General features: G+C 62.8%; 17 protein-coding genes. 13 read left to right on the forward strand and 4 right to left on the reverse strand.

The genetic code is table 11. The annotated features are described in order from the left end of the window. Window positions 1–19 precede the first annotated feature (19 nt). Complete coding sequence (locus NKI95_RS28510) at window positions 20–772, forward strand: DUF502 domain-containing protein (protein ID WP_352720949.1); 753 nt, start codon at window positions 20–22, stop codon at window positions 770–772. Here NKI95_RS28510 and recG read toward each other — a convergent pair. After that, the gene (gene recG / locus NKI95_RS28515; protein WP_352720951.1) at window positions 724–2,832 is read right to left on the reverse strand and encodes an ATP-dependent DNA helicase RecG; all 2,109 of its coding nucleotides are present in this window, start codon (window positions 2,830–2,832) and stop codon (window positions 724–726) included. The genes NKI95_RS28510 and recG overlap by 49 nt on opposite strands. A gap of 91 nt (window positions 2,833–2,923) precedes the next feature. Here recG and NKI95_RS28520 point away from each other — a divergent pair, with 91 nt between their 5' ends. The 6 genes from NKI95_RS28520 to NKI95_RS28545 all read left to right on the forward strand — a co-directional run bounded on the left by NKI95_RS28520 (window position 2,924) and on the right by NKI95_RS28545 (window position 9,948). Then, on the forward strand, window positions 2,924–3,211 hold the full coding sequence (locus NKI95_RS28520; protein ID WP_352720953.1) for an FAD assembly factor SdhE: 288 nt from the start codon (window positions 2,924–2,926) through the stop codon (window positions 3,209–3,211). Between the two features lie 13 nt (window positions 3,212–3,224). Beyond that, window positions 3,225–6,725: a transcription-repair coupling factor gene (mfd, locus tag NKI95_RS28525; RefSeq protein WP_352720955.1), complete on the forward strand. Its 3,501-nt coding sequence runs from the start codon at window positions 3,225–3,227 to the stop codon at window positions 6,723–6,725. Between the two features lie 179 nt (window positions 6,726–6,904). Further along, window positions 6,905–8,278: a class II 3-deoxy-7-phosphoheptulonate synthase gene (locus NKI95_RS28530; protein WP_352720957.1), complete on the forward strand. Its 1,374-nt coding sequence runs from the start codon at window positions 6,905–6,907 to the stop codon at window positions 8,276–8,278. Window positions 8,279–8,404: 126 nt separating this feature from the next. Then, window positions 8,405–8,824 (forward strand): GFA family protein, encoded by a 420-nt coding sequence (locus NKI95_RS28535; RefSeq protein WP_352720958.1) that lies wholly within the window; start codon window positions 8,405–8,407, stop codon window positions 8,822–8,824. Between the two features lie 76 nt (window positions 8,825–8,900). Continuing rightward, the gene (locus NKI95_RS28540) at window positions 8,901–9,260 is read left to right on the forward strand and encodes a diacylglycerol kinase (protein ID WP_352720999.1); all 360 of its coding nucleotides are present in this window, start codon (window positions 8,901–8,903) and stop codon (window positions 9,258–9,260) included. Between the two features lie 100 nt (window positions 9,261–9,360). Further along, entirely contained in the window at window positions 9,361–9,948 is a 588-nt protein-coding gene (locus tag NKI95_RS28545; protein WP_352720960.1) for a hemerythrin domain-containing protein, read from the forward strand. A gap of 3 nt (window positions 9,949–9,951) precedes the next feature. Here the strand turns inward: NKI95_RS28545 and NKI95_RS28550 are convergent, their stop codons facing one another. Together NKI95_RS28550 and NKI95_RS28555 are read right to left on the reverse strand one after the other, a co-directional pair. Next, window positions 9,952–10,536: a DedA family protein gene (locus tag NKI95_RS28550; RefSeq protein ID WP_352720962.1), complete on the reverse strand. Its 585-nt coding sequence runs from the start codon at window positions 10,534–10,536 to the stop codon at window positions 9,952–9,954. Then, window positions 10,533–11,096: a DUF1003 domain-containing protein gene (locus tag NKI95_RS28555; protein WP_352466385.1), complete on the reverse strand. Its 564-nt coding sequence runs from the start codon at window positions 11,094–11,096 to the stop codon at window positions 10,533–10,535. Before NKI95_RS28555 ends, NKI95_RS28550 begins: the two co-directional genes overlap by 4 nt. Before the next feature lie 83 nt (window positions 11,097–11,179). On the opposite strand from NKI95_RS28555, the gene NKI95_RS28560 reads away from it, so the two are divergent. From NKI95_RS28560 to gltX, 5 genes are all read left to right on the forward strand, one after another. After that, window positions 11,180–11,893 (forward strand): DNA-3-methyladenine glycosylase I, encoded by a 714-nt coding sequence (locus NKI95_RS28560; RefSeq protein WP_352720963.1) that lies wholly within the window; start codon window positions 11,180–11,182, stop codon window positions 11,891–11,893. Window positions 11,894–11,958: 65 nt separating this feature from the next. After that, complete coding sequence (locus tag NKI95_RS28565) at window positions 11,959–13,674, forward strand: NAD+ synthase (protein WP_352720965.1); 1,716 nt, start codon at window positions 11,959–11,961, stop codon at window positions 13,672–13,674. A 26-nt stretch (window positions 13,675–13,700) separates the two neighbouring features. Then, the gene (locus tag NKI95_RS28570; protein WP_352720967.1) at window positions 13,701–14,114 is read left to right on the forward strand and encodes a GNAT family N-acetyltransferase; all 414 of its coding nucleotides are present in this window, start codon (window positions 13,701–13,703) and stop codon (window positions 14,112–14,114) included. A gap of 391 nt (window positions 14,115–14,505) precedes the next feature. Further along, entirely contained in the window at window positions 14,506–16,311 is a 1,806-nt protein-coding gene (locus NKI95_RS28575; protein WP_352720970.1) for an ABC transporter ATP-binding protein, read from the forward strand. 133 nt (window positions 16,312–16,444) lie between these two features. Beyond that, the gene (gene gltX, locus NKI95_RS28580; protein WP_352720972.1) at window positions 16,445–17,818 is read left to right on the forward strand and encodes a glutamate--tRNA ligase; all 1,374 of its coding nucleotides are present in this window, start codon (window positions 16,445–16,447) and stop codon (window positions 17,816–17,818) included. On the opposite strand, the gene NKI95_RS28585 is transcribed toward gltX, so the two are convergent. Beyond that, a complete protein-coding gene (locus NKI95_RS28585) occupies window positions 17,736–18,941 on the reverse strand; it encodes a DUF2865 domain-containing protein (RefSeq protein ID WP_352720974.1) in 1,206 nt (401 codons plus the stop codon). The genes gltX and NKI95_RS28585 overlap by 83 nt on opposite strands. Window positions 18,942–19,205: 264 nt before the next feature. Between NKI95_RS28585 and NKI95_RS28590 the strand changes: the two genes are divergently transcribed. After that, the gene (locus NKI95_RS28590) at window positions 19,206–19,826 is read left to right on the forward strand and encodes a DUF1287 domain-containing protein (protein WP_352720976.1); all 621 of its coding nucleotides are present in this window, start codon (window positions 19,206–19,208) and stop codon (window positions 19,824–19,826) included. Window positions 19,827–19,828: the final 2 nt, after the last annotated feature.

The following is a 19,828-nucleotide window of genomic DNA, read 5'->3' on the forward strand; positions in this document are numbered from 1 at the left end:
ACACACGCTGCGGTGAACCATGTCGGATGCTCTCAAGACCTCAGGCATGACCCGGCTGAGAAACTATTTCCTGACCGGCTTCGTCGTTTGCGCGCCGCTCGCGATTACCGCCTACATTGCCTGGTCGCTGATCGGCTGGGTCGATTCCTGGGTGAAACCCTACATTCCGGTACGCTACAATCCGGACACTTACCTGCCGTTTCCAGTGCCGGGTTTTGGGCTGATCGTTGCCCTGATCCTCATCACCTTCATCGGGTTTATGACCGCCAATATCGTTGGCCGCGCCATCGTCAATTTCGGCGAGCGCCTGCTTGGCCGCATGCCGCTGGTGCGCGGCATCTACCGTTCGCTGAAGCAGATTTTCGAGACCGTGCTGTCGAACAAGGGCGACATGTTCCGCCAGGTCGGGTTGGTCGAATATCCGCGCAAGGGGGTCTGGTCGCTGGTTTTCGTCGCCAGCGAGAAGGAAACCGAGATCAACCAGAAGCTCGACCGGGAAGGCGATCCGCTGATTGCCGTATTCATGCCATGTACGCCCAACCCGACGACGGGCTTTCTGATGTATGTGCCGAAATCCGACATTGTGCTGCTCGACATGACAATCGAGGACGGAGCCAAGCTGATCGTGTCGGCCGGCCTGGTGGCGCCGGCGGTCAAAATGGTGACCGTGAACGGCGAGCAGATCCACGGCGCGCTTGCCAATCCTCCGCTCGACGCGATGCCTCAGCCGGCACGCAGGAGCCGCACGGCCTCATCGCGGCCGAACAGATAGAGCAGCAGGCGCAGCGCCGCGCCGCGTTCGGACTGCAGTTCGGGATCGCGCGACAGGATCAGCCGCGCATCGTCGCGAGCGGCCTCGAGCAGGTCGGCATGCGCCTCGATGCGCGCCACCTGGAAGCCCGGCGTGCCGGACTGGCGGGTGCCGAGCAACTCGCCTTCGCCGCGCAGCTTCAGATCCTCTTCGGCGATGCGAAAGCCGTCCTCGGTCTCGCGCATCACCGACAAACGGCGTTTTGCCGTCTCGCCAAGCGGGTCCTTGTAGAGCAGCACGCAGGACGATGGCTTGTCGCCGCGCCCGACCCGGCCGCGCAATTGGTGCAACTGGGCAAGGCCAAAACGCTCGGCATGCTCGATGACCATGATTGTCGCGTCCGGCACATCGACGCCGACCTCGATCACTGTGGTGGCGATCAGGATGCGCGTCTCACCCTGCTTGAAGGCGCGCATCGCCTCGTCCTTATCGATGCCCTTCATGCGGCCATGCACCAGGCCGATCCGATCACCGAACAGCGGCTTCAGCGAGGCAAAACGGTCCTCGGCCGACATCAGCTTGATCTCCTCGGATTCTTCGACCAGCGGACAGATCCAGTAGATTTTCTGGCCATCGGCGACGGCGTCGAGCATGCGTCCGATCAGTTCGTCGAGCCGTTCAAGCGGCAAGGTGACGGTGCGGATCGGCTGGCGGCCCGCCGGCTTTTCCGTCAGCTTCGACACGTCCATGTCGCCAAATGCAGTCAGCACTAGCGTCCGGGGTATCGGCGTTGCCGTCATCACCAGCATGTCGGGCGCATCGCCCTTGGCGGTGATCGCAAGGCGCTGGTGGACGCCGAATCGGTGTTGCTCGTCGACGACGGCGAGCACGAGGTCATGGAACGTCACCGTTTCCTGGAACAGCGCATGGGTGCCGACGACGATGTCGATGTCGCCATTGGCCAGCCCGGTCAGCGTGTCGGCGCGCTCGCGGCCCTTTTCGCGGCCGGTGAGGATGGCGACGCGCAAACCGGACCGTTCCGCCAACGGCGCAATCGTTGCGAGATGCTGGCGCGCCAGGATTTCGGTCGGCGCCATCAATGCCGCCTGGCCGCGGGCCTCGACGGCACGCGCCATGGCAAGCAGCGCGACTACCGTCTTGCCGGAGCCGACATCGCCCTGCAAAAGGCGCAGCATGCGTTCGGGGTCGCTGAGATCGGCGTTGATTTCGGCAAGCGCCATTTCCTGCGACATGGTCAGCGAATAGGGGAGTACCGCGCGCAGTTGTTCGACTATGCGGCCGTCGCCGACGAGTGGCCGGCCCGATAATCGGCGGACCTTGGCCCGCACCAGCGCCAGCGATACCTGGCCGGCCAAGAACTCGTCATAGGCAAGGCGCCGCCACGCTGCGCCGTCGACAGAGACGTCGATCGGGTCGGCAGGATTGTGGATGCGGTTGAGCGCATCGCTGAAAGCAGGAAAGGCATGGCGGCGCCGGAACTCACCGTCCTGCCATTCGGGCAGCACCGGCAGGCGGGCCAGCGCCTGGCCGATGGCCCGGCGCAGCACCTTGCCCGAGAGCCCGGCGGTCAGCGGATAGACCGGCTCGACCAGCGGCAGGTTTTCCGCGTCGCCGGCAAGTGCGATATGGTCGGGGTGAACCATGGTCGGGCGGCCGTTGAACCATTCCATGCGGCCTGAGACGACGACATGCTCGCCTACGGGCATTCCTTTTTCGAGATAGGCGGCATGGGCATGGAAGAAGGTCAGCGCGATCTCGCCGGTGTCGTCATGGGCGTAGACCCGGTACGGGACCGACCTGTTGCCGCGTGGCGGCGGCTGGTGGCGGTCGATGCGGACGTCGAGCGTAACGATGGCGCCTTCCGCCGAGCCGGCGATGCCAGGCCGGTTGCGGCGATCGATGACAGTATGCGGCAGCACGAACAAGAGGTCCCCGGCGCGCGCTGCCCGGTCGCCGAGATCCGCCGCCACGACTTTTTCGATCAGGGCGCCAACTTTTGGCCCGACCCCGGCAAGCGAGGTGATCGGGACAAACAGCGGATCGAGGAGGGAGGGACGCATGATGTCAGCTTATGTTGCGGCGACTGTAGCGCAAGGCTGACACCGCCTTCTATCCACGCTATATGCGCCGCCTGGGCAAGGATGTTGCAAGATGACGGGAACGAAACGATCAAGCGAGGGCCTCGATGCCCGCCGCCGCAAGCTTCTGTTTCGTTCGTGGCACCGCGGCATGCGCGAGATGGACCTTATCCTCGGCAGCTTCGCCGATGCCGAGATCGGCGCCTTGACCGGCGACGAAATCGACCAATATGAGAGGCTTCTCGACATTCCCGACACTGAATTCCTGCCCATCGTCACCGGCGAGTGCCCGGTTCCGGCGGATATCGCCTGTGCCGTCCTGCAAAAAATCCTGGCTTCGCGCCGGGCGATGACCTTCTGAACAACGTGTAGCCATGAGCCTTATTCCTACGATCGGTCTGCCGAAAGGCCGCGCCGGCCAGTTCATCGTCGATGGCGTCGCCGACGGCTACGAAGCCTTTGCGCTGGTGCAGGCTGCCCACGAAATCGCACCGGACAAGTCGGTGCTGTTCGTGGCACGCGACGGCCAGCGTCTGCCGGCGATCGTCGAGGCGCTTGCCTTTGCCGCGCCGGGCCTGCCGGTGCTGGAACTGCCGGCCTGGGATTGCCTGCCTTACGACCGCGTCTCGCCCGGCGCTGACGCCGCCGCAAGGCGGCTCGATGCGCTGGCAGCGATGATCGCGCTGGCGAAGAAGCCGCACCGCGCCGTCATTCTCACCACCGCGAATGCCTTGCTTCAGCGCATTCCGCCGGCGGAACTCGTCGAGGCGCAGACCTTTCACGCCAAGCCCGGTAACCAGATCGACATGAACATACTGGTGTCGCGGCTGGAGACTTCTGGCTTCGAGCGGGTGCCGACGGTGCGCGGCATCGGCGAATTTGCGGTGCGCGGCGGCATTCTCGATCTCTTCGCGCCGGGATGGGCGGAGGCGCTGCGCCTCGATTTCTTCGGCGATACGCTGGAATCGATCCGTGTCTTCGATACGGCAACACAGCGCACCACCGGCCAGCGCAGGTCGATGGCGCTACAGGCGATGAGCGAGGTGGCGCTGACGCCAGAGACAATCAGCCGCTTCCGTCGCGCCTACATCGACGCCTTTGGCGCGCCCTCGCGCGACGATGGGCTCTATGCGGCGGTCAGCGAGGGCAGGCGGTTTGCCGGCATGGAGCACTGGCTGCCGTTCTTCTATGAGCGGCTGGAAACCGTGTTCGATTACCTGCCTGATGCGCCCGTGGTTTTCGACCATCTGGCGCATGAGGCACTGGCCGAGCGCCATGCGCTGATCCTCGATCATTACGAGGCGCGCAAAAAGCAGGCCGACGGCGCCTTGAAGGATGCCGTGCCCTACAAGCCGGTGCCGCCGGATTTGCTTTATCTGTCGCCCGAGAACCTGATTGCCTCCCTTGGCCCGCGGGAAGCGATCGACTTCACCTCCTTCGACGCGCCCGATGCCGGCGCGAAAAAGGTGTTCCATGCCGGCTCGCGCCATGGTCGCAGCTTCGTCGAGGAGCGCGCCGACCCTAACGCCAACGTCTTCGACGTCGTCGTAAAACACATTTCCGACGAGCGCGCTGCAGGCCGCCGTGTCATCGTCGCCGGCTGGACTGAAGGTTCGCTCGACCGGCTCGGCCAGATCCTGGCCGAGCATCACCTTGGCAACCTGAAGCCGGTGGCGACGCTTGCCGAAGCCGAAAAGCTTGAGCCAGGGCAGGCGGGACTGGCCGTGCTGCCGCTCGAATCCGGCTTCGAGATGGAGAAACTGGTCGTCGTCGCCGAGCAGGACATTCTCGGCGACCGGCTGATCCGGCGCTCGAAGCGCAAGAAGCGCGCGTCTGACTTCATCGCCGAGGCTTCGGCATTGTCCTCAGGCGACATTATCGTCCATGCCGACCATGGCATTGGCCGCTTCATCGGGCTGCGCACCATCGAGGCGGTCGGTGCGCCGCACGATTGCCTCGAAATCCACTATGCCGGCGACGATCGGCTGTTCTTGCCGGTGGAAAACATCGAGCTGCTGTCGCGCTACGGCTCGGATTCGGCCGAGGCGACGCTCGACAAGCTTGGCGGCGGTGCCTGGCAATCGCGCAAGGCACGGCTGAAGAAACGCCTGCTCGACATGGCCGGGCAGCTGATCCGCATCGCCGCCGAGCGGCAGATGCGGGCCGCACCGGCGCTGATGCCGGCGGAAGGCGTCTATGGCGAGTTTGCAGCGCGTTTCCCCTATGAGGAAACCGACGACCAGCAAACGGCGATCGATTCGGTCATGGATGATCTGGGCGCTGGAAAGCCGATGGACCGGCTGATCTGCGGCGATGTCGGCTTCGGCAAGACCGAAGTCGCGCTTCGTGCCGCCTTCGTCGCGGCGATGGAAGGCTTTCAGGTCGCGGTGGTGGTGCCGACGACATTGTTGTCGCGCCAGCATTTCAAGACCTTCTCGCTGCGCTTCTCCGGCCTGCCGATCCGCGTCGCCCAGGCCTCGCGGCTGGTCGGCGCCAAGGAACTGGCCGAGACCAAGAAGGGCGTCGCCGAAGGCCAAGTCGACATCGTCATCGGCACGCACGCACTGCTCGGCTCCTCGATCTCGTTCAAGAATCTCGGCCTGCTGATCATCGACGAGGAGCAGCATTTCGGCGTCAAGCACAAGGAGCGGCTGAAGGATCTCAAGACCGACGTCCACGTTCTGACGCTGTCGGCGACGCCGATCCCGCGAACGCTGCAGCTTGCCTTGACCGGTGTGCGTGAGCTGTCGCTGATCGCCACGCCGCCGGTCGATCGCATGGCCGTGCGTACCTTCATCTCCCCCTTCGATCCGCTGGTCATCCGCGAGACGCTGCTGCGCGAGCGCTACCGTGGCGGCCATTCCTTCTATGTCGTACCGCGCATCAGCGATCTCGCGGAAATCCATGATTTCCTGCGCGAATCCGTGCCTGAGCTGAAAGTGGCCGTGGCCCACGGCCAGATGCCGCCCGGCGAACTCGACGACATCATGAACGCCTTCTATGACGGCCAGTACGATGTGCTTTTGTCGACCACAATCGTCGAATCCGGCCTCGATATACCGACCGCCAATACGCTGATCGTGCACCGCGCCGATATGTTCGGACTGTCGCAGCTCTATCAGCTGCGCGGCCGCGTCGGCCGTTCGAAGGTGCGCGCCTATGCTCTGTTCACGCTGCCGGCCAACCGCAAGCTCACCGATACAGCCGAGCGTCGACTGAAAGTGCTGCAGTCGCTCGATACGCTCGGTGCAGGTTTCCAACTGGCCAGCCACGACCTCGATATCCGCGGCGCCGGCAATCTGCTTGGCGAAGAGCAGTCGGGCCACATCAAGGAGGTCGGCTTCGAGCTCTACCAGCAGATGCTGGAGGAGGCCGTGGCCGAAGTGAAGGATTCCGGCGAGGTGCAGGACGGCGGCTGGTCGCCGCAGATCGCCGTCGGCACGGCGGTGATGATCCCGGAAAGCTATGTCCCGGATCTGCAGCTCAGGCTGGCACTCTATCGCCGTCTTGGCGATCTCGAAAATACGGAAGAGATCGATGCTTTCGGCGCCGAGCTGATCGACCGGTTCGGGCCGCTGCCGGAAGAGGTAAAGCATCTGTTGAAGATCGTCTTCATCAAGGCGCTTTGCCGCAAGGCCAACGTCGAGAAGCTCGACGCCGGGCCGAAAGGCGTCGTCATCCATTTCCGCAAGCGGGAATTCCCCAATCCGGTCGGGCTGGTCAAGCTCATCGGCGAACAGGGCTCGCTGGCCAAGATCCGGCCCGACCAGAGCGTCGTCTTCAGCCGTGACTGGGCGACGCCCGAAAAGCGGCTGGCGGGCTCAGCGGTTGTCATGACGCAGCTGGCGCGGCTGGTGGAGAAGGCGGCGGCGTAGCCGGGTGTCGCTGGTGCTCTGAACAACAACCGCGCCGGCACTTTCGCCGCCGGCCGTCATTCGCCAGCGCTGAGATTCCGGTCTAGAATAGGAAATCGGCTTCGTGTATGGAGCCGCGACCCCATATGGGGCGGATTGGCGGGCGATGGCGTCCGCCTGAAAGAGCGTTGGGTGCTTCGATGACGAAATGGTCGCCGAATTCGTGGAGAGCTAAGCCGATCCAGCAGGTTCCTGCCTATCCGGACCTTGTCGCGCTGAGGAACACGGAAACCCAGCTCGCTACCTTTCCGCCGTTGGTTTTTGCAGGTGAGGCACGCAAGCTGAAGAAGCAGCTTGCAGCCGTCGCTGCCGGTGACGCATTTCTTCTGCAGGGCGGCGATTGCGCCGAGAGCTTCGCCGAGCATGGCGCGGACAATATCCGCGACTTCTTCCGCGTCTTCTTGCAGATGTCGGTGGTACTGACCTTTGCCGGCGCGCAACCGGTGGTGAAGGTCGGCCGTGTCGCCGGCCAGTTTGCCAAGCCGCGCTCGTCCGACAATGAGACCAAGGGCGGAGTGACGCTGCCCAGCTACCGCGGCGACATCATCAACGGCATCGAATTCGATGCCAAGTCGCGCATTCCCGATCCTGCAAGGCAGGAGATGGCGTACCGCCAGTCGGCGGCGACGCTCAATCTTTTGCGTGCCTTCGCCCAAGGTGGCTACGCCAGCCTGGAGAACGTGCATCAATGGATGCTCGGCTTCGTCTCCGACAGCCCGCAGGGGGAGAAATACGAATCGCTCGCCAACCGCATTACCGAGACGATGGACTTCATGAAGGCCGTCGGCATCACCTCGGAGACCAATTACGCGCTGCGCGAGACCGATTTCTACACCAGCCATGAGGCGCTGCTGCTCGGTTATGAAGAGGCGCTGACCCGCGTCGATTCGACTTCGGGCGACTGGTACGCCACCTCCGGCCACATGATCTGGATCGGTGATCGCACGCGCCAACCCGACCATGCGCATGTCGAATATTGCCGCGGCATCAAGAACCCGCTCGGTCTGAAATGCGGGCCGTCGCTGACGCCGGACGGCCTGTTGCAACTCATCGACCTGCTCAATCCGGAGAACGAGCCCGGCCGGCTGACGCTGATCGCGCGTTTCGGCTCCGACAAGGTTGCTGACCACCTGCCGAAGCTGGTGCGCGCGGTGCAGAAGGAAGGCCGCAGCGTTGTGTGGTCGTCGGACCCTATGCATGGCAACACCATCGAAGCCGCTGGATACAAGACACGGCCGTTCGATCGCATCCTGAAGGAGGTGCAGACCTTCTTCGAGGTGCATCGCGCCGAAGGCACGCATCCCGGCGGCATCCACATCGAGATGACAGGCAAGAACGTCACCGAATGCACAGGTGGCGCTCGCGCCATCACCGCCGAAGAACTGCAGGATCGCTACCACACCCATTGCGATCCGCGTCTCAACGCCGACCAGGCGATCGAGTTGGCGTTCCTGGTGTCCGATCTGCTCAAGAAGAGCCATCCGGTCCAGCACAAGCAGGCCGTCAACGGCTGATTAGAACGTATCCGATCATCGAGCTGGTCAGCGAAACGCGTCCGGCCGGTGTCGCATTTGCTCGTGCCTAATGCGCGCAAAACTGGAATCTTGCCAAGCGATGGCAATTGCATCGGGAGAGCCGACATGGCTGACACTCACACCGGATCATGCTTGTGCGGGGCAGTGCGGTTCCAGACACGAGGACCGCTACGCGGTGTCATCTACTGTCATTGCTCGCAGTGCCGGAAGCAGAGCGGGCATTTTTATGCGGCGACCAACGTTGCCGACCGAGACATCACAATCACCGGCACGGAGAGCATCACCTGGTACGAGGCTTCTTCGTTCGCCAGGCGCGGCTTCTGCAAGACATGCGGCTCTCTGCTGTTCTGGAAGCCGAGCGACGATGGCTATGTTTCGGTCATGGCAGGCCTGTTCGACGCGCCAACCGGGCTTCAAGGAGAATGCCATATCTTCGTCGGCGACAAGGGCGACTATTACGCCATCGACGACGCGCTGCCGCAGTTCGAGAAGTCGACGCCTTCGATCAAGGTGGCAGACGGCTGATTTTTGCAGAGGTCGCCTTATTCCCTTGATCCAGCCATTGCGCTATCCCCTGCCGGTGATTCCGAAGGGTTCTGGCATGCAGCGGCTGATCGACGCTTTTTACAATTCGGTGCGGGCGTTTCGCAAACTGGCCGCCAGCGAGGAGGCCTTCCAGTTGGAGCTGGTTCTGCTCGTGCTTGCCTTGCCGCTCGGCTGGTTCCTTTCGGAATCGTGGCGCGGCTATGCGCTGCTGATCGGCGCGGTGCTGCTCATGATCATGATCGAGGTGTTGAACACCGGCATCGAGGCGGCGTGCGACGCGTTCAGCCGCGAATTCAACATCGATATCCAGCTAGCCAAGGATTGCGGTTCGCTGGCGGTGCTGATTTCGGTGGTGATCGCTGCCGGCGTCTGGGGCGTCGCCGTCATCGAGCGGATACTCGGGGTACCGATCTGAGGTTTCATACACTACATGCCGTCACTGCATTTCTCGTTTGACCATGATCTTTTCCGAAAACCGGTACCACTTTTCGGGATCATGGTCTGAGGAAACCGACATGGCCGATACCGCCGGATTTCTGCTGCTTGAACGGGAGGGCCTGCCGGACGATCTGCGCTGGCTGATCGAGAAATATCCGCGCGAGGATTGGCAGGCGCATGCCAACATCCACGGCATGGCCAATATGTGGCTGCAGCGGCACGACATGTTCCGCGAGCTTGGCGGCATGCTCACCAGCGGTATTGGCGATTATCGGGAAGGTAGGCTGAGCGCGCCGGAATTCGCGCGCTGGTTCGCGCCGCGCCTCAACCATTTCCTCGGCAATCTCGACGGCCATCACAATGTCGAGGACCATCATTATTTCCCGGTCTTCGCCAGGGCCGAGACCCGTCTGAAGCGCGGCTTCGAAATCCTGGATGCCGATCACCGCACAATCCATGAGGGACTGGAGCGCAATGCCCAGGCGGCAAATGCCTTCATCGGCACGCTTCAGGAGAGCGAGGACAAACAGCGCTTCGCCGCCGATGCCTATGCCGACGAGAACGGCCGGCTGATCGCCATGTTGACCCGGCATCTTGCCGACGAGGAAGACCTGATCATTCCGCTGATCCTCGAGAAGGGCGACCGCGCGCTCGGCATTGATTGACGATCAGCTTCCCTTGCGAAGCTCCCTCTTGGCGAGGAAGTGCGACGCCCAGCCGAGGATGGCCACGACGAGGCCGATTGCCAGAGCGATCAGCAACCGCTCGTGGCGGGCCAGCGCCTGGCCAACGATGCGCTCCGCTCCCAGCCCGAAGACATAACCGACAGTGCAGAACAGTGCCGCCCAGACTACCGACGAGACGGCGTTGAGGATGACGAAGCGCGCCGCGGCGATGCCCGATAGCCCGGCCGCGATACCGCCAACCAGGCGCAGGCCATAGATGTAGCGGTTCGACAGCACGAAAATGTTGGGATGAGAGGTGACAAGGCGGTAGGCGTGACTGAAGCCCGGCCGGGCTCGGAGCCTGATTACGAATTTATGGTCGGCGAAGCTCCGTCCCAGGATGAAAAAGAACGTGTCGCCACCGAAGGCGCCGAGCGCCGCCGCGAGGAAGGCCTGCCACGGGACGAAAACATGCTGATGCGCAAAGAAACCGCCAAGGATGGCGGCGCTTTCGCCCTCGGCGACACAGCCCAGAAAAACCGCGACCAAACCATATTGCTCAATGAGGCGATGGATGGCTTCCGTCATGAAGACGTCCGCTGCTTCGACAGAATGTCGTCGATGCGCTTCACCTGCTCGGCCAGCCGAGCGATCTCGTCGCGCATGCCGATGATTTGGCTGTGGCGCAGTTCGTCGAGTTTTTCGTGCAATGCCATGATCTCGATCTCGGCCTTGAGATTAACCTCGTAGTCGTGGGCGGCGTCGATACGATCGCGCTCGGTCTGGCGGTTCTGCGCCATCATGATCACTGGCGCCTGCAGGGCAGCAACCATGGAAAGCACGAGATTGAGGAAGATGAAGGGATAGGGATCGAAGGCGGCGCGCGACAAGAGCCAGACATTGCCTGCCGTCCACAGGATCAGGAAGCCAATGAATGTCAGGATGAAGGACCACGAGCCGCCGATCCGGGCGATGGTATCGGCCAGGCGATCGCCAAACGTCTGGTGAAAGGCGACGGCCTTGTTGGTGTCCTTGGAGATCGTGGTGCGCTCGAGCGTTGATTGCAGCACCCGGCTTTCGAGCGCGCTGAGGCCGTCCGGCTTTCGCTTCAGCCAGCGGTTTGCCATGTCCTCGATCGTTTTATTCATCGTCGCCTCCGTCGTCAGCGATAGAGGTAGAAGCTGCCGGTTCAAACGGGAAGTGGTAGATTGACGCGATGGGTCAGGAAACAATGGTGGATTTTCGGAAAATTCGCGCCCGTGCAGCGAAACGCAAAGGCGGTGAGGCAGCGCTTACGTCGCTGCTGGGCCCTATGCCCGACAATGCCGCGGTGGCAAAGATTGCGGACGACCGGATCCTGTCGACCATGGCCGAGCGGGTCTTTGCCGCCGGCTTCGTCTGGCGTGTTATCGAGCAGAAATGGCCGGGTTTCGAGGAAGCGTTTCTTGGCTTCGAGCCGAAGCGGCTGCTGTTCCAGCCCGACGATTTCTGGCACGATCTCACCGCTGACAAGCGCATCGTCCGCAATCCGCAGAAGATCAAGTCCGTACGCGACAACGCGGCCTTCGTCGAGCGCGTGTCGAAGGAGCATGGCAGCTTCGGCAAGTTCCTGGCCAATTGGCCGGCGGATGACCAGGTCGGGTTGATGGCCTATCTCGGCAAGCAAGGCAGCCGGCTCGGCGGCAATACCGGCCAGTATTTTCTGCGCTGGCTGGAGTGGGACGCCTTCATCGTCTCGGCCGACATGGCGGCAGCGCTACGCGACGCTGGGCTCGACATTGCGGAGAGCCCGACATCGAAGAAGGACCTGGGCAGGATCCAGGTGCAGATCAACGCCTGGGCGGCGGAAACCGGGCTGCCGCGCCGACACATTTCGCGCATTCTGGCAATGTCGATCGGCGAGAACCATCCACCGGAAGCCTTGCGCGAATATATGGGCGAATAGGACCGAACGGTTGGTCCAAACGAACGCCATTGCCCGACGAATTTTGCCGCGCTAAACCCACGGGCATGACAGAAAAGACCGCTCCAGACATATTGCGCATCGCCGTTGCCCAGCTCAACCCGACAGTCGGCGACGTCGCCGGCAATCTTGCCAAGGCACGCGAGGCGAGGGCGGATGCCGCCCGTCAGGGCGCCGACCTCGTGCTGTTCACCGAGCTTTTCCTTGCCGGCTATCCACCCGAGGATCTGGTGCTGAAGCCCGCCTTCCTGAAAGCCTGCGAACGGGCGGCGGAGGATTTCGCCGGCGATACGGCCGACGGCGGCCCGGGTTTCATCATCGGCACGCCGCTGAAGCGCAAGACCGGCACGCACAATTCGATCATCTTTGCCGATGGCGGTAAGATCCTTGCCGAACGCTACAAGCTCGATCTGCCGAATTACGGTGAGTTCGACGAGAAGCGTGTCTTCCAGGCCGGCCCCGAGATCCAGGGGCCGATCAATTTCCGCGGCGTGCGCGTGGGAGTGCCGATCTGCGAAGACATCTGGGGCGAGGTTGCCGTCTGCGAGACGCTGGCCGAAAGCGGCGCGGAAATCCTGCTGGTGCCGAACGGCTCGCCCTATTATCGCGGCAAGGTCGATGTCCGCCACCAGATCGTCATCCGCCAGGTCATCGAATGCGGCCTGCCGATCATCTATGCCAACCAGCTTGGCGGCCAGGACGAGCTGGTCTTCGACGGCGCATCGTTTGCCATAGGTTCTGACAAGACGCTGGCCTTCCAGATGAGCCAGTTCGAGGAGACGGTCAACGTCACCACCTGGAAGAGAAGCCGCGCCGCCGCAGGGGCGCAAAATGGAAATAATTCCGATGGTTGGGTCTGCACTGACGGACCGATGTCGAAAATCCCGGAGAAGGAGGAGGCCGACTATCGCGCCTGCATGTTGGGCCTGCGCGACTACGTCAACAAGAACGGCTTCAAGAATGTCGTGCTCGGCCTTTCCGGCGGCATCGATTCGGCGATCTGCGCGGCACTGGCCGTCGATGCGCTCGGCGAGGAACGGCTGCGCGCCGTGATGATGCCTTACCGCTACACTTCGAAGGACTCGCTCAAGGACGCCGAGGACTGCGCCCGCGCGCTCGGCTGCCGCTACGATATCGTGCCGATCTTCGAGCCGGTCGAGGGCTTCCTGCACACACTGACGCAGCTTTTCGAGGGCACCAAGGAAGGCATCACCGAGGAAAACCTGCAGAGCCGGGCCCGTGGCACCATCCTGATGGCGATTTCCAACAAGTTCGGCTCGATGGTGGTCACTACCGGCAACAAGAGCGAGATGTCGGTAGGCTACGCCACGCTCTATGGCGACATGAATGGCGGCTTCAACCCGATAAAGGACCTCTACAAGATGCAGGTCTATGCGTTGTCGCGCTGGCGCAACGCGCATGTGCCGCCGGGCGCGCTCGGCCCGTCCGGCGAGGTGATCCCGAACAACATCATCGACAAGGCGCCCTCGGCGGAGCTCCGTGAGAACCAGACCGACCAGGATTCGCTGCCGCCCTATCCAGTGCTCGACGACATATTGGAGTGTCTGGTCGAAAACGAGATGGGCGTCGACGAGATCCTTGCGCGCGGCCATGACCGGGCGACGGTGACGCGCGTCGAGCACCTGCTTTACGTCGCCGAATACAAGCGCCGGCAGGCGGCGCCCGGCGTGAAGATCACCAGGAAGAATTTTGGCCGAGACCGCCGCTATCCCATTACCAACCGGTTCAGGGATGGCGGGTAGGCGATTGGCTGCATAACGGTTTAGCCATGGCCAACTTTGAGATCAGCTTCGACCTGTCGCAGATCGACTTCCGGGCGACGTCCGACATTTTGAAGGAGAGCTATTGGGGCAGCGGCCGCAGCGATGAACTGCACCGCCGCGCCTTTGCCAACTCACTGTGCGTCGGCGCCTATGTCGGCGGCAATCAGGTCGGCTTCGGCCGGGCGATCACCGACCGTACGGTATTTGCCTATCTCGCCGACATCATTGTCTGGCCTGGGTATCGCGGGCAAGGCATCGGAACCCGGCTTGTCCAGGCGCTTATCGGTCATCCGGATTGCAAGACTGTCACGCATTGGAGCCTGTCGACCAACGACGCCCACGCGGTTTACGAGAAGCTCGGCTTCAGGTCTTCCACCGACGGCCGCTATATGCGCTTCGACCGTATCCCGGCAACCTGAACAGAGGCAGCGCACAACCCGCGATTGTTGCAAAATCGTCTCACTGCTTGGACCAGATGCGCTTTGGGCTATCTACTGACTTGGCGCGGCGTTGAGGCGTCTCTATAAACGCCTTTCCGCGATCCCCTTGGGGAGGACCGAAATGCCAGGATTTGACATCGTTATGCGAGGCCGCGAAGCCTAGGTCTCAATCGGCAAGCCAGAAGGTTCTTACCTTTGCGCCAAAGCCGAGCTGAGAACAGGCGTTCGTCGATGCCGGTCGCCGCCCGTATTCGGGCGAGCCGCCAAATGTGCCGAACCTCCGCATTCCTTGGGTGTTAATTCGCCCGACGCGGTTTTTTCAATTTTCGACCTTTTCCGGGATCGGGCTCGTTTGCGCCCGAATGACATCATGGCTCGTTTTCGAATAGATTTGCGCGCGGGCGCCTTTCGCAGCGTTCTTGGCTTCACGCTCAGCCATTGGCGGCGTCAGCCGTGGCGGCTTGCCGGCATTATGGGCACGTTCCTGCTGTCGACCTTGGCCGACGTGCTGACGCCGCTCTATTCCGGCCGGCTGGTCGACGCCGTTGCCAGCAGTGCCGCGGCCGACGATGTCGCATGGAATGCGGCGATGGCTGCCTTTTCGATGCTGGTTGCCCTGGCGCTCACCGGTGTCGTGCTGCGCAATCTCGCCTTCATGGCCATTGTCGAGCTGACGTTGAAGATGATGGCGGATATCGCCGCCGACGCCTTCCACCGCGTCCAGCGCTTCTCCACCGATTGGCACGCCAACAGCTTCGCCGGATCGACGGTGCGCAAGATAACGCGCGGCATGTGGGCGCTCGACCTGCTCAACGACACGATCCTGATCGCGCTGCTGCCGTCGGTCGTCATGCTCGTCGGCTCGACGCTGCTGCTTGGCTGGTTCTGGCCGCTGATGGGCGCGATCGTCGCCACCGGTTCGGTTCTGTTCATCGCGGTGACGACGATGCTGTCGCTTGGCTATGTCGCGCCTGCGGCAAGGCTTGCCAACGCGTGGGATACACGGCTTGGCGGCTCGCTGGCCGATGCGGTGAGCTGCAACGCGGTGGTCAAGGGTTTTGGCGCCGAGGAACGCGAGGAGACACGGCTTGCCGAGGTCGTCGCCAAATGGCGCGGCCGCACGCGGCGCACCTGGGTGCGCGGCACCGTCAACGGCACCACGCAAGGCACGATGCTGCTGCTTTTGCGGGCAGCGGTCATCGGATTCTCCCTGCTTTTGTGGTCGTGGGGGCAGGCAAGTGCCGGCGACGTCGCCTTCGTGCTGACCTCATTCTTCGTGCTGCAAGGCTATCTGCGCGACATCGGCACGCATATCCGCAATCTGCAGCGCTCGATCAACGACATGGAGGAACTGGTCGACTTCCAGTCCGAACCACTCGGCATCGAGGATCGGCTCGGCGCCAAACCGATCCGGATCACCGATGGCCGTATCACCTTCGACAATGTCACGTTCCACTACGGTAGCCACCGTTTGCCGCTCTATCGCGACTTTTCGGTGGATATCGCGCCGGGCGCGCGGGTCGGGCTGGTTGGCCATTCGGGCTCCGGCAAGACGACGTTCGTCAAGCTGATCCAGCGCCTCTATGACGTGACTGCGGGAAATATCCTGATCGACGGCCAGGATATTGCCGATGTGGCGCAGGCGTCGCTGCGCGCACAGATCGCGATCGTCCAGCAGGAGCCGATCCTGTTCCACCGGTCGCTGGCCGAAAACATCGCCTATGCCCGGCCGAGCGCCACGCAGGCCGAGATCGAGCACGCGGCGCGGTTGGCCAGCGCGCACGACTTCATCGCCAATTTGCCGAAAGGCTATGGCACGCTGGTCGGCGAGCGTGGCGTAAAGCTGTCGGGTGGTGAGCGTCAGCGCGTTGCAATCGCACGCGCCTTCCTCGCCGATGCGCGCATTCTCATCCTGGATGAGGCAACGTCGAGCCTCGATTCGGAATCGGAGGTGTTGATCCAGCAGGCGATGGAGCGCTTGATGGTCGGCCGCACGACGCTGGTCATTGCCCACCGGCTGTCAACGGTGCGGGCGCTGGACAGGCTTTTGGTGTTCGATCGCGGCCGCATCGTCGAAGAGGGCTCGCATGACCAGCTGATCCGGCTGCAAGGCGGCATCTACCGTAGGCTGTTCGAACGCCAGGCGCTTGAGCTGACCAAAGGCCTGGTGATCTGACGGTTACGGCGCCGCGCGCCTTAATAGACGCGCGGCGCTGCCGTCTTTTCTTCGTCTTCGTCATGTTCTATGTCTGCCGCAGAGCGCGGGGGCGCGTCTTGTCAACAGCAAAACCATCCGGTACGCCCCGCTCATGACAGTTACCGTCCGTTTCGCCCCGTCACCGACCGGCCGCATTCACATCGGCAATGCGCGCACCGCTTTGTTCAACTGGCTGTTCGCCATCAAGAACAAGGGTCGCTTCATCCAGCGCTTCGACGACACCGACGTTACCCGTTCGACGCAGGAATTTTCCGACGCCATCCTTTACGACCTGCATTGGCTGGGCATCTTCCCCGATGCCACGGAGTATCAGTCGCGGCGGGTCGAAATTTATGATGCCGCACTGGAAAGGCTGAAGGAGGCCCGCCTCGTCTATGCGTGCTATGAGACGCCTGAAGAGCTCGACCTGAGGCGCAAGGTGCGCCGCACGCGTGGCCTGCCGCCAGTCTATGGCCGCGAGGCGCTGACGCTGACGCCTGAGCAGGTCGCGGAATATGAGGCCGATGGCCGGCGGCCGCACTGGCGCTTTCTGCTACCCAACTTCAGCAGCGATCCGCTGCAGCCGGAGCGCACCGAAATCCACTGGAACGACCTGGTGCGCGGCGAGGAGACCGTCGACCTCGCCTCGCTTTCAGATCCGGTTCTGCGGCGCGAGGACGGCACCTATCTCTACACGCTGCCTTCGGTGATCGACGACATCGAAATGGGCGTCAGCCATGTCATTCGTGGCGACGACCACGTCACCAATACCGGCGTCCAGATAGCCCTGTTCCGGGCGCTCAGCGCCGAGCCGCCGGTGTTCGGCCATCACAATCTTCTGACAACAGCATCAGGCGAGGGGCTTTCCAAGCGCACCGGCGCGCTGTCCATACAGAGCCTGCGTGAGAGCGGCATGGAGCCAATGGCGGTCACTTCGCTGGCGGTGCTCGTCGGTACCTCGGAAAACGTCGTGGCGGTGCCGACGATGGCTGAACTTGCCGAGCGCTTCGATCCGGCGGCAACATCGAAATCCGCCGCCAAATTCGATCCGGACGAGCTCTTCGTGCTCAACCGCACGCTGCTGCACCACATGCCCTTTTCCGAGGCGCGCGACCGGCTGATCGTGCTCGGCATCTCTGGCGAACAGGCCGAGCCTTTCTGGCTGGCGGTGCGCGGCAATCTCGACAGGCTGGCCGATGCAGCAATCTGGTGGCGCACACTTCGCGACGGTCCAGAGGAGCCGGCGGAGTTTTCCGACGATGACCGCGACTTTCTTCGCCAAGCGTTCGAACTGCTGCCGGAGGAGCCTTGGAACGGCACCGTCTGGAAAGACTGGACCGGCAAAATCCGAGCGGCGAGCGGCCGTAAGGGCAAGGCACTGTTCATGCCGCTGAGGCTGGCGCTTACGGGACAGCCTTCGGGTCCGGAGCTTGCAGAGCTGTTGCCGCTGCTGGGTCGGGAAGGAACGTTGGCCCGACGACCCTGACCTTGCGCTGTTCCGGCGGCGGCAGGGACGTCGGCGAGGGCACGGGTTTGACGGCAAGGCGTCTGATCGCCTCACGGTCGAGGCCGCCTTGCGCATTGGCCAGGGTCTCCGGGTCGGCGCCCGGATCAGGCCTGGCAACCGGCAGCGGAATGAACGGGGTGGTCTCCACATTCGCTTCGGATCGTTCCGGGCTGGGCGGGTTGCCGGCGATGATTTCGAAATTCTGCGCGGCGTTGCAGCCGCAGGCCGGCGGCCGCGGCATGTCGGACTGCTTGTAGAGGTAGGCCGTCGGCAGTTCGATATAAGGCCTGCCGGTCACCGAAGACGTCATCGACGCCGAATCGCCGTTCATGCCGCGCGTGTAGAAAACCTGCATCTCGGTGCCGGGGCAGCTCGATTCGCAATTCTTCTGGTCGCGCTCGAAATCGCCCAGCGAGGCAGCATTCGACATCGGGAAGAAATAGCCGTCGCAGGTCCGCACGCACATGGTGCGGAATTCGCCTCGGGGCTGGCCCAACTCGTCGGCGTTGTTGAGCATGCTGCCGATGTTGCGCGGCTGACTTAGCTCTTCAGCCTGGTCGGGCTCGTCAGGCTGGCCGGGCGCACCGGGTTCACTGCCCAAAAACTGGTCGAGCAGGTTTCCGTTGCCGTTTTCACCGCTGGCTTCGCGAACCGGTGCGAGCGTCGGCGGCGCCGTATCATCGCGGCAGCCATTGGCGTCGAGCGAGGCCAATATGCGCGCGCGATCGCGTCGCGAACCACCGCTGTCAAGCTCAGCGCGCTTGGCCTGCAAGGCGTCGAGATTGGCAGCCATGCGATCGATGGTGGCGTCGAGTGCTGCGCATACGTTGGCGTTGCGGCGAGACAGCGAAAAGCCGCAGCCGGAGCTGCTGGACTGGCTGACGGCCTTTGAAATCTGCTGGCGCTGCCGGGCGATCGCGTCGTCATATTTCCTGAGCAAGGCTGGCTTGCCGCCGCCACCGCGAGAAGCGGCGGCAAGATCGGCTTCAAGCTGGCGGCAGAGGCGGGAAGCGGCCTGCGCCTGAGTGACCGCAATGTCGCACAGTAGCAGGGCACCGAGCAGCGCGGCGGCACGCGTCAGCTTCCAACGTGCGCCCCTCATCCCTCCGGAACTCCGCCTGTCTGCCGTTCTGAAAGCTACCGCGCTTGCGGTTAAGCGTTTGTTTAGCATATCGCTGATTCCGGCTTCAGCTCAAATCGGCGATGGCTTGCGCCTTGTGCGCGGCTTCGACCACGACCAGCGCGTCATGTCGACCACGCCGCACGGCATACTCGGACATTGTCAGGACCGACATCCTGGCGTTGCACGAAAAAGGCGTATTCGCCCAGAAGAATGCCTGGATCCAGCAATGCCCGGAGGCTTGGCATGACCGCGATTACCCGTCGAGCCGCACTGCAATTTGGTCTTTTGTGCCTGGCGATGCCGGTTGCCATGGCGCAGGAAAAGCCCATCACGCCGGATTGGGGCACCAAATTGGTCGAAGCCGCCCGTGAGCAGATCGGCGTCACCACGCTCTACGATCCGACCTATACACGGCTGGCCTATCCGGGCGGGGACGTTGAGCCCGAGCGAGGTGTGTGCACGGATGTCGTGATCCGCGCCTATCGCCGCGCCTTCGATCTCGATCTCCAAGAATTGGTGCATGAGGATATGCGGGCCAATTTTGCCGCCTATCCGAAGGCTTGGGGCCTTAAAGCGCCCGACCGCAACATTGACCACCGCCGTGTGCCCAATCTTGCGGTCTATTTCGAGCGGCGAGGTGCCGCCGTGCCCGTCAGCCAAGACCCCGCCGACTATCGGCCTGGGGATCTCGTCGCCCAGATGCTGCCCGGCAATCTGTCGCATATTGCCATCGTGTCGTCCAATCGCTCCAGTTTGGTGCCGACAAGAAGGCTGGTCATTCACAATATCGGCGGCGGCGCCAGGGAAGAGGACACTTTGTTTGCCTTCAGGCAGACAGGGCATTTCCGGTTCAGGCCAATCTGAGA

The sequence above is a fragment of the Mesorhizobium sp. M0306 genome (assembly GCF_040321655.1).
Taxonomy (GTDB): Bacteria; Pseudomonadota; Alphaproteobacteria; order Rhizobiales; family Rhizobiaceae; genus Mesorhizobium.

Coding starts and splice junctions, on each gene's coding strand:
- NKI95_RS28510 (WP_352720949.1), top strand. CDS start 20: ATGTCGGATGCTCTCAAGACCTCAGGCATGACCCGGCTGAGAAACTAT.
- recG (WP_352720951.1), bottom strand. CDS start 2,832: ATGCGTCCCTCCCTCCTCGATCCGCTGTTTGTCCCGATCACCTCGCTT.
- NKI95_RS28520 (WP_352720953.1), top strand. CDS start 2,924: ATGACGGGAACGAAACGATCAAGCGAGGGCCTCGATGCCCGCCGCCGC.
- mfd (WP_352720955.1), top strand. CDS start 3,225: ATGAGCCTTATTCCTACGATCGGTCTGCCGAAAGGCCGCGCCGGCCAG.
- NKI95_RS28530 (WP_352720957.1), top strand. CDS start 6,905: ATGACGAAATGGTCGCCGAATTCGTGGAGAGCTAAGCCGATCCAGCAG.
- NKI95_RS28535 (WP_352720958.1), top strand. CDS start 8,405: ATGGCTGACACTCACACCGGATCATGCTTGTGCGGGGCAGTGCGGTTC.
- NKI95_RS28540 (WP_352720999.1), top strand. CDS start 8,901: ATGCAGCGGCTGATCGACGCTTTTTACAATTCGGTGCGGGCGTTTCGC.
- NKI95_RS28545 (WP_352720960.1), top strand. CDS start 9,361: ATGGCCGATACCGCCGGATTTCTGCTGCTTGAACGGGAGGGCCTGCCG.
- NKI95_RS28550 (WP_352720962.1), bottom strand. CDS start 10,536: ATGACGGAAGCCATCCATCGCCTCATTGAGCAATATGGTTTGGTCGCG.
- NKI95_RS28555 (WP_352466385.1), bottom strand. CDS start 11,096: ATGAATAAAACGATCGAGGACATGGCAAACCGCTGGCTGAAGCGAAAG.
- NKI95_RS28560 (WP_352720963.1), top strand. CDS start 11,180: ATGGTGGATTTTCGGAAAATTCGCGCCCGTGCAGCGAAACGCAAAGGC.
- NKI95_RS28565 (WP_352720965.1), top strand. CDS start 11,959: ATGACAGAAAAGACCGCTCCAGACATATTGCGCATCGCCGTTGCCCAG.
- NKI95_RS28570 (WP_352720967.1), top strand. CDS start 13,701: ATGGCCAACTTTGAGATCAGCTTCGACCTGTCGCAGATCGACTTCCGG.
- NKI95_RS28575 (WP_352720970.1), top strand. CDS start 14,506: ATGGCTCGTTTTCGAATAGATTTGCGCGCGGGCGCCTTTCGCAGCGTT.
- gltX (WP_352720972.1), top strand. CDS start 16,445: ATGACAGTTACCGTCCGTTTCGCCCCGTCACCGACCGGCCGCATTCAC.
- NKI95_RS28585 (WP_352720974.1), bottom strand. CDS start 18,941: ATGAGGGGCGCACGTTGGAAGCTGACGCGTGCCGCCGCGCTGCTCGGT.
- NKI95_RS28590 (WP_352720976.1), top strand. CDS start 19,206: ATGACCGCGATTACCCGTCGAGCCGCACTGCAATTTGGTCTTTTGTGC.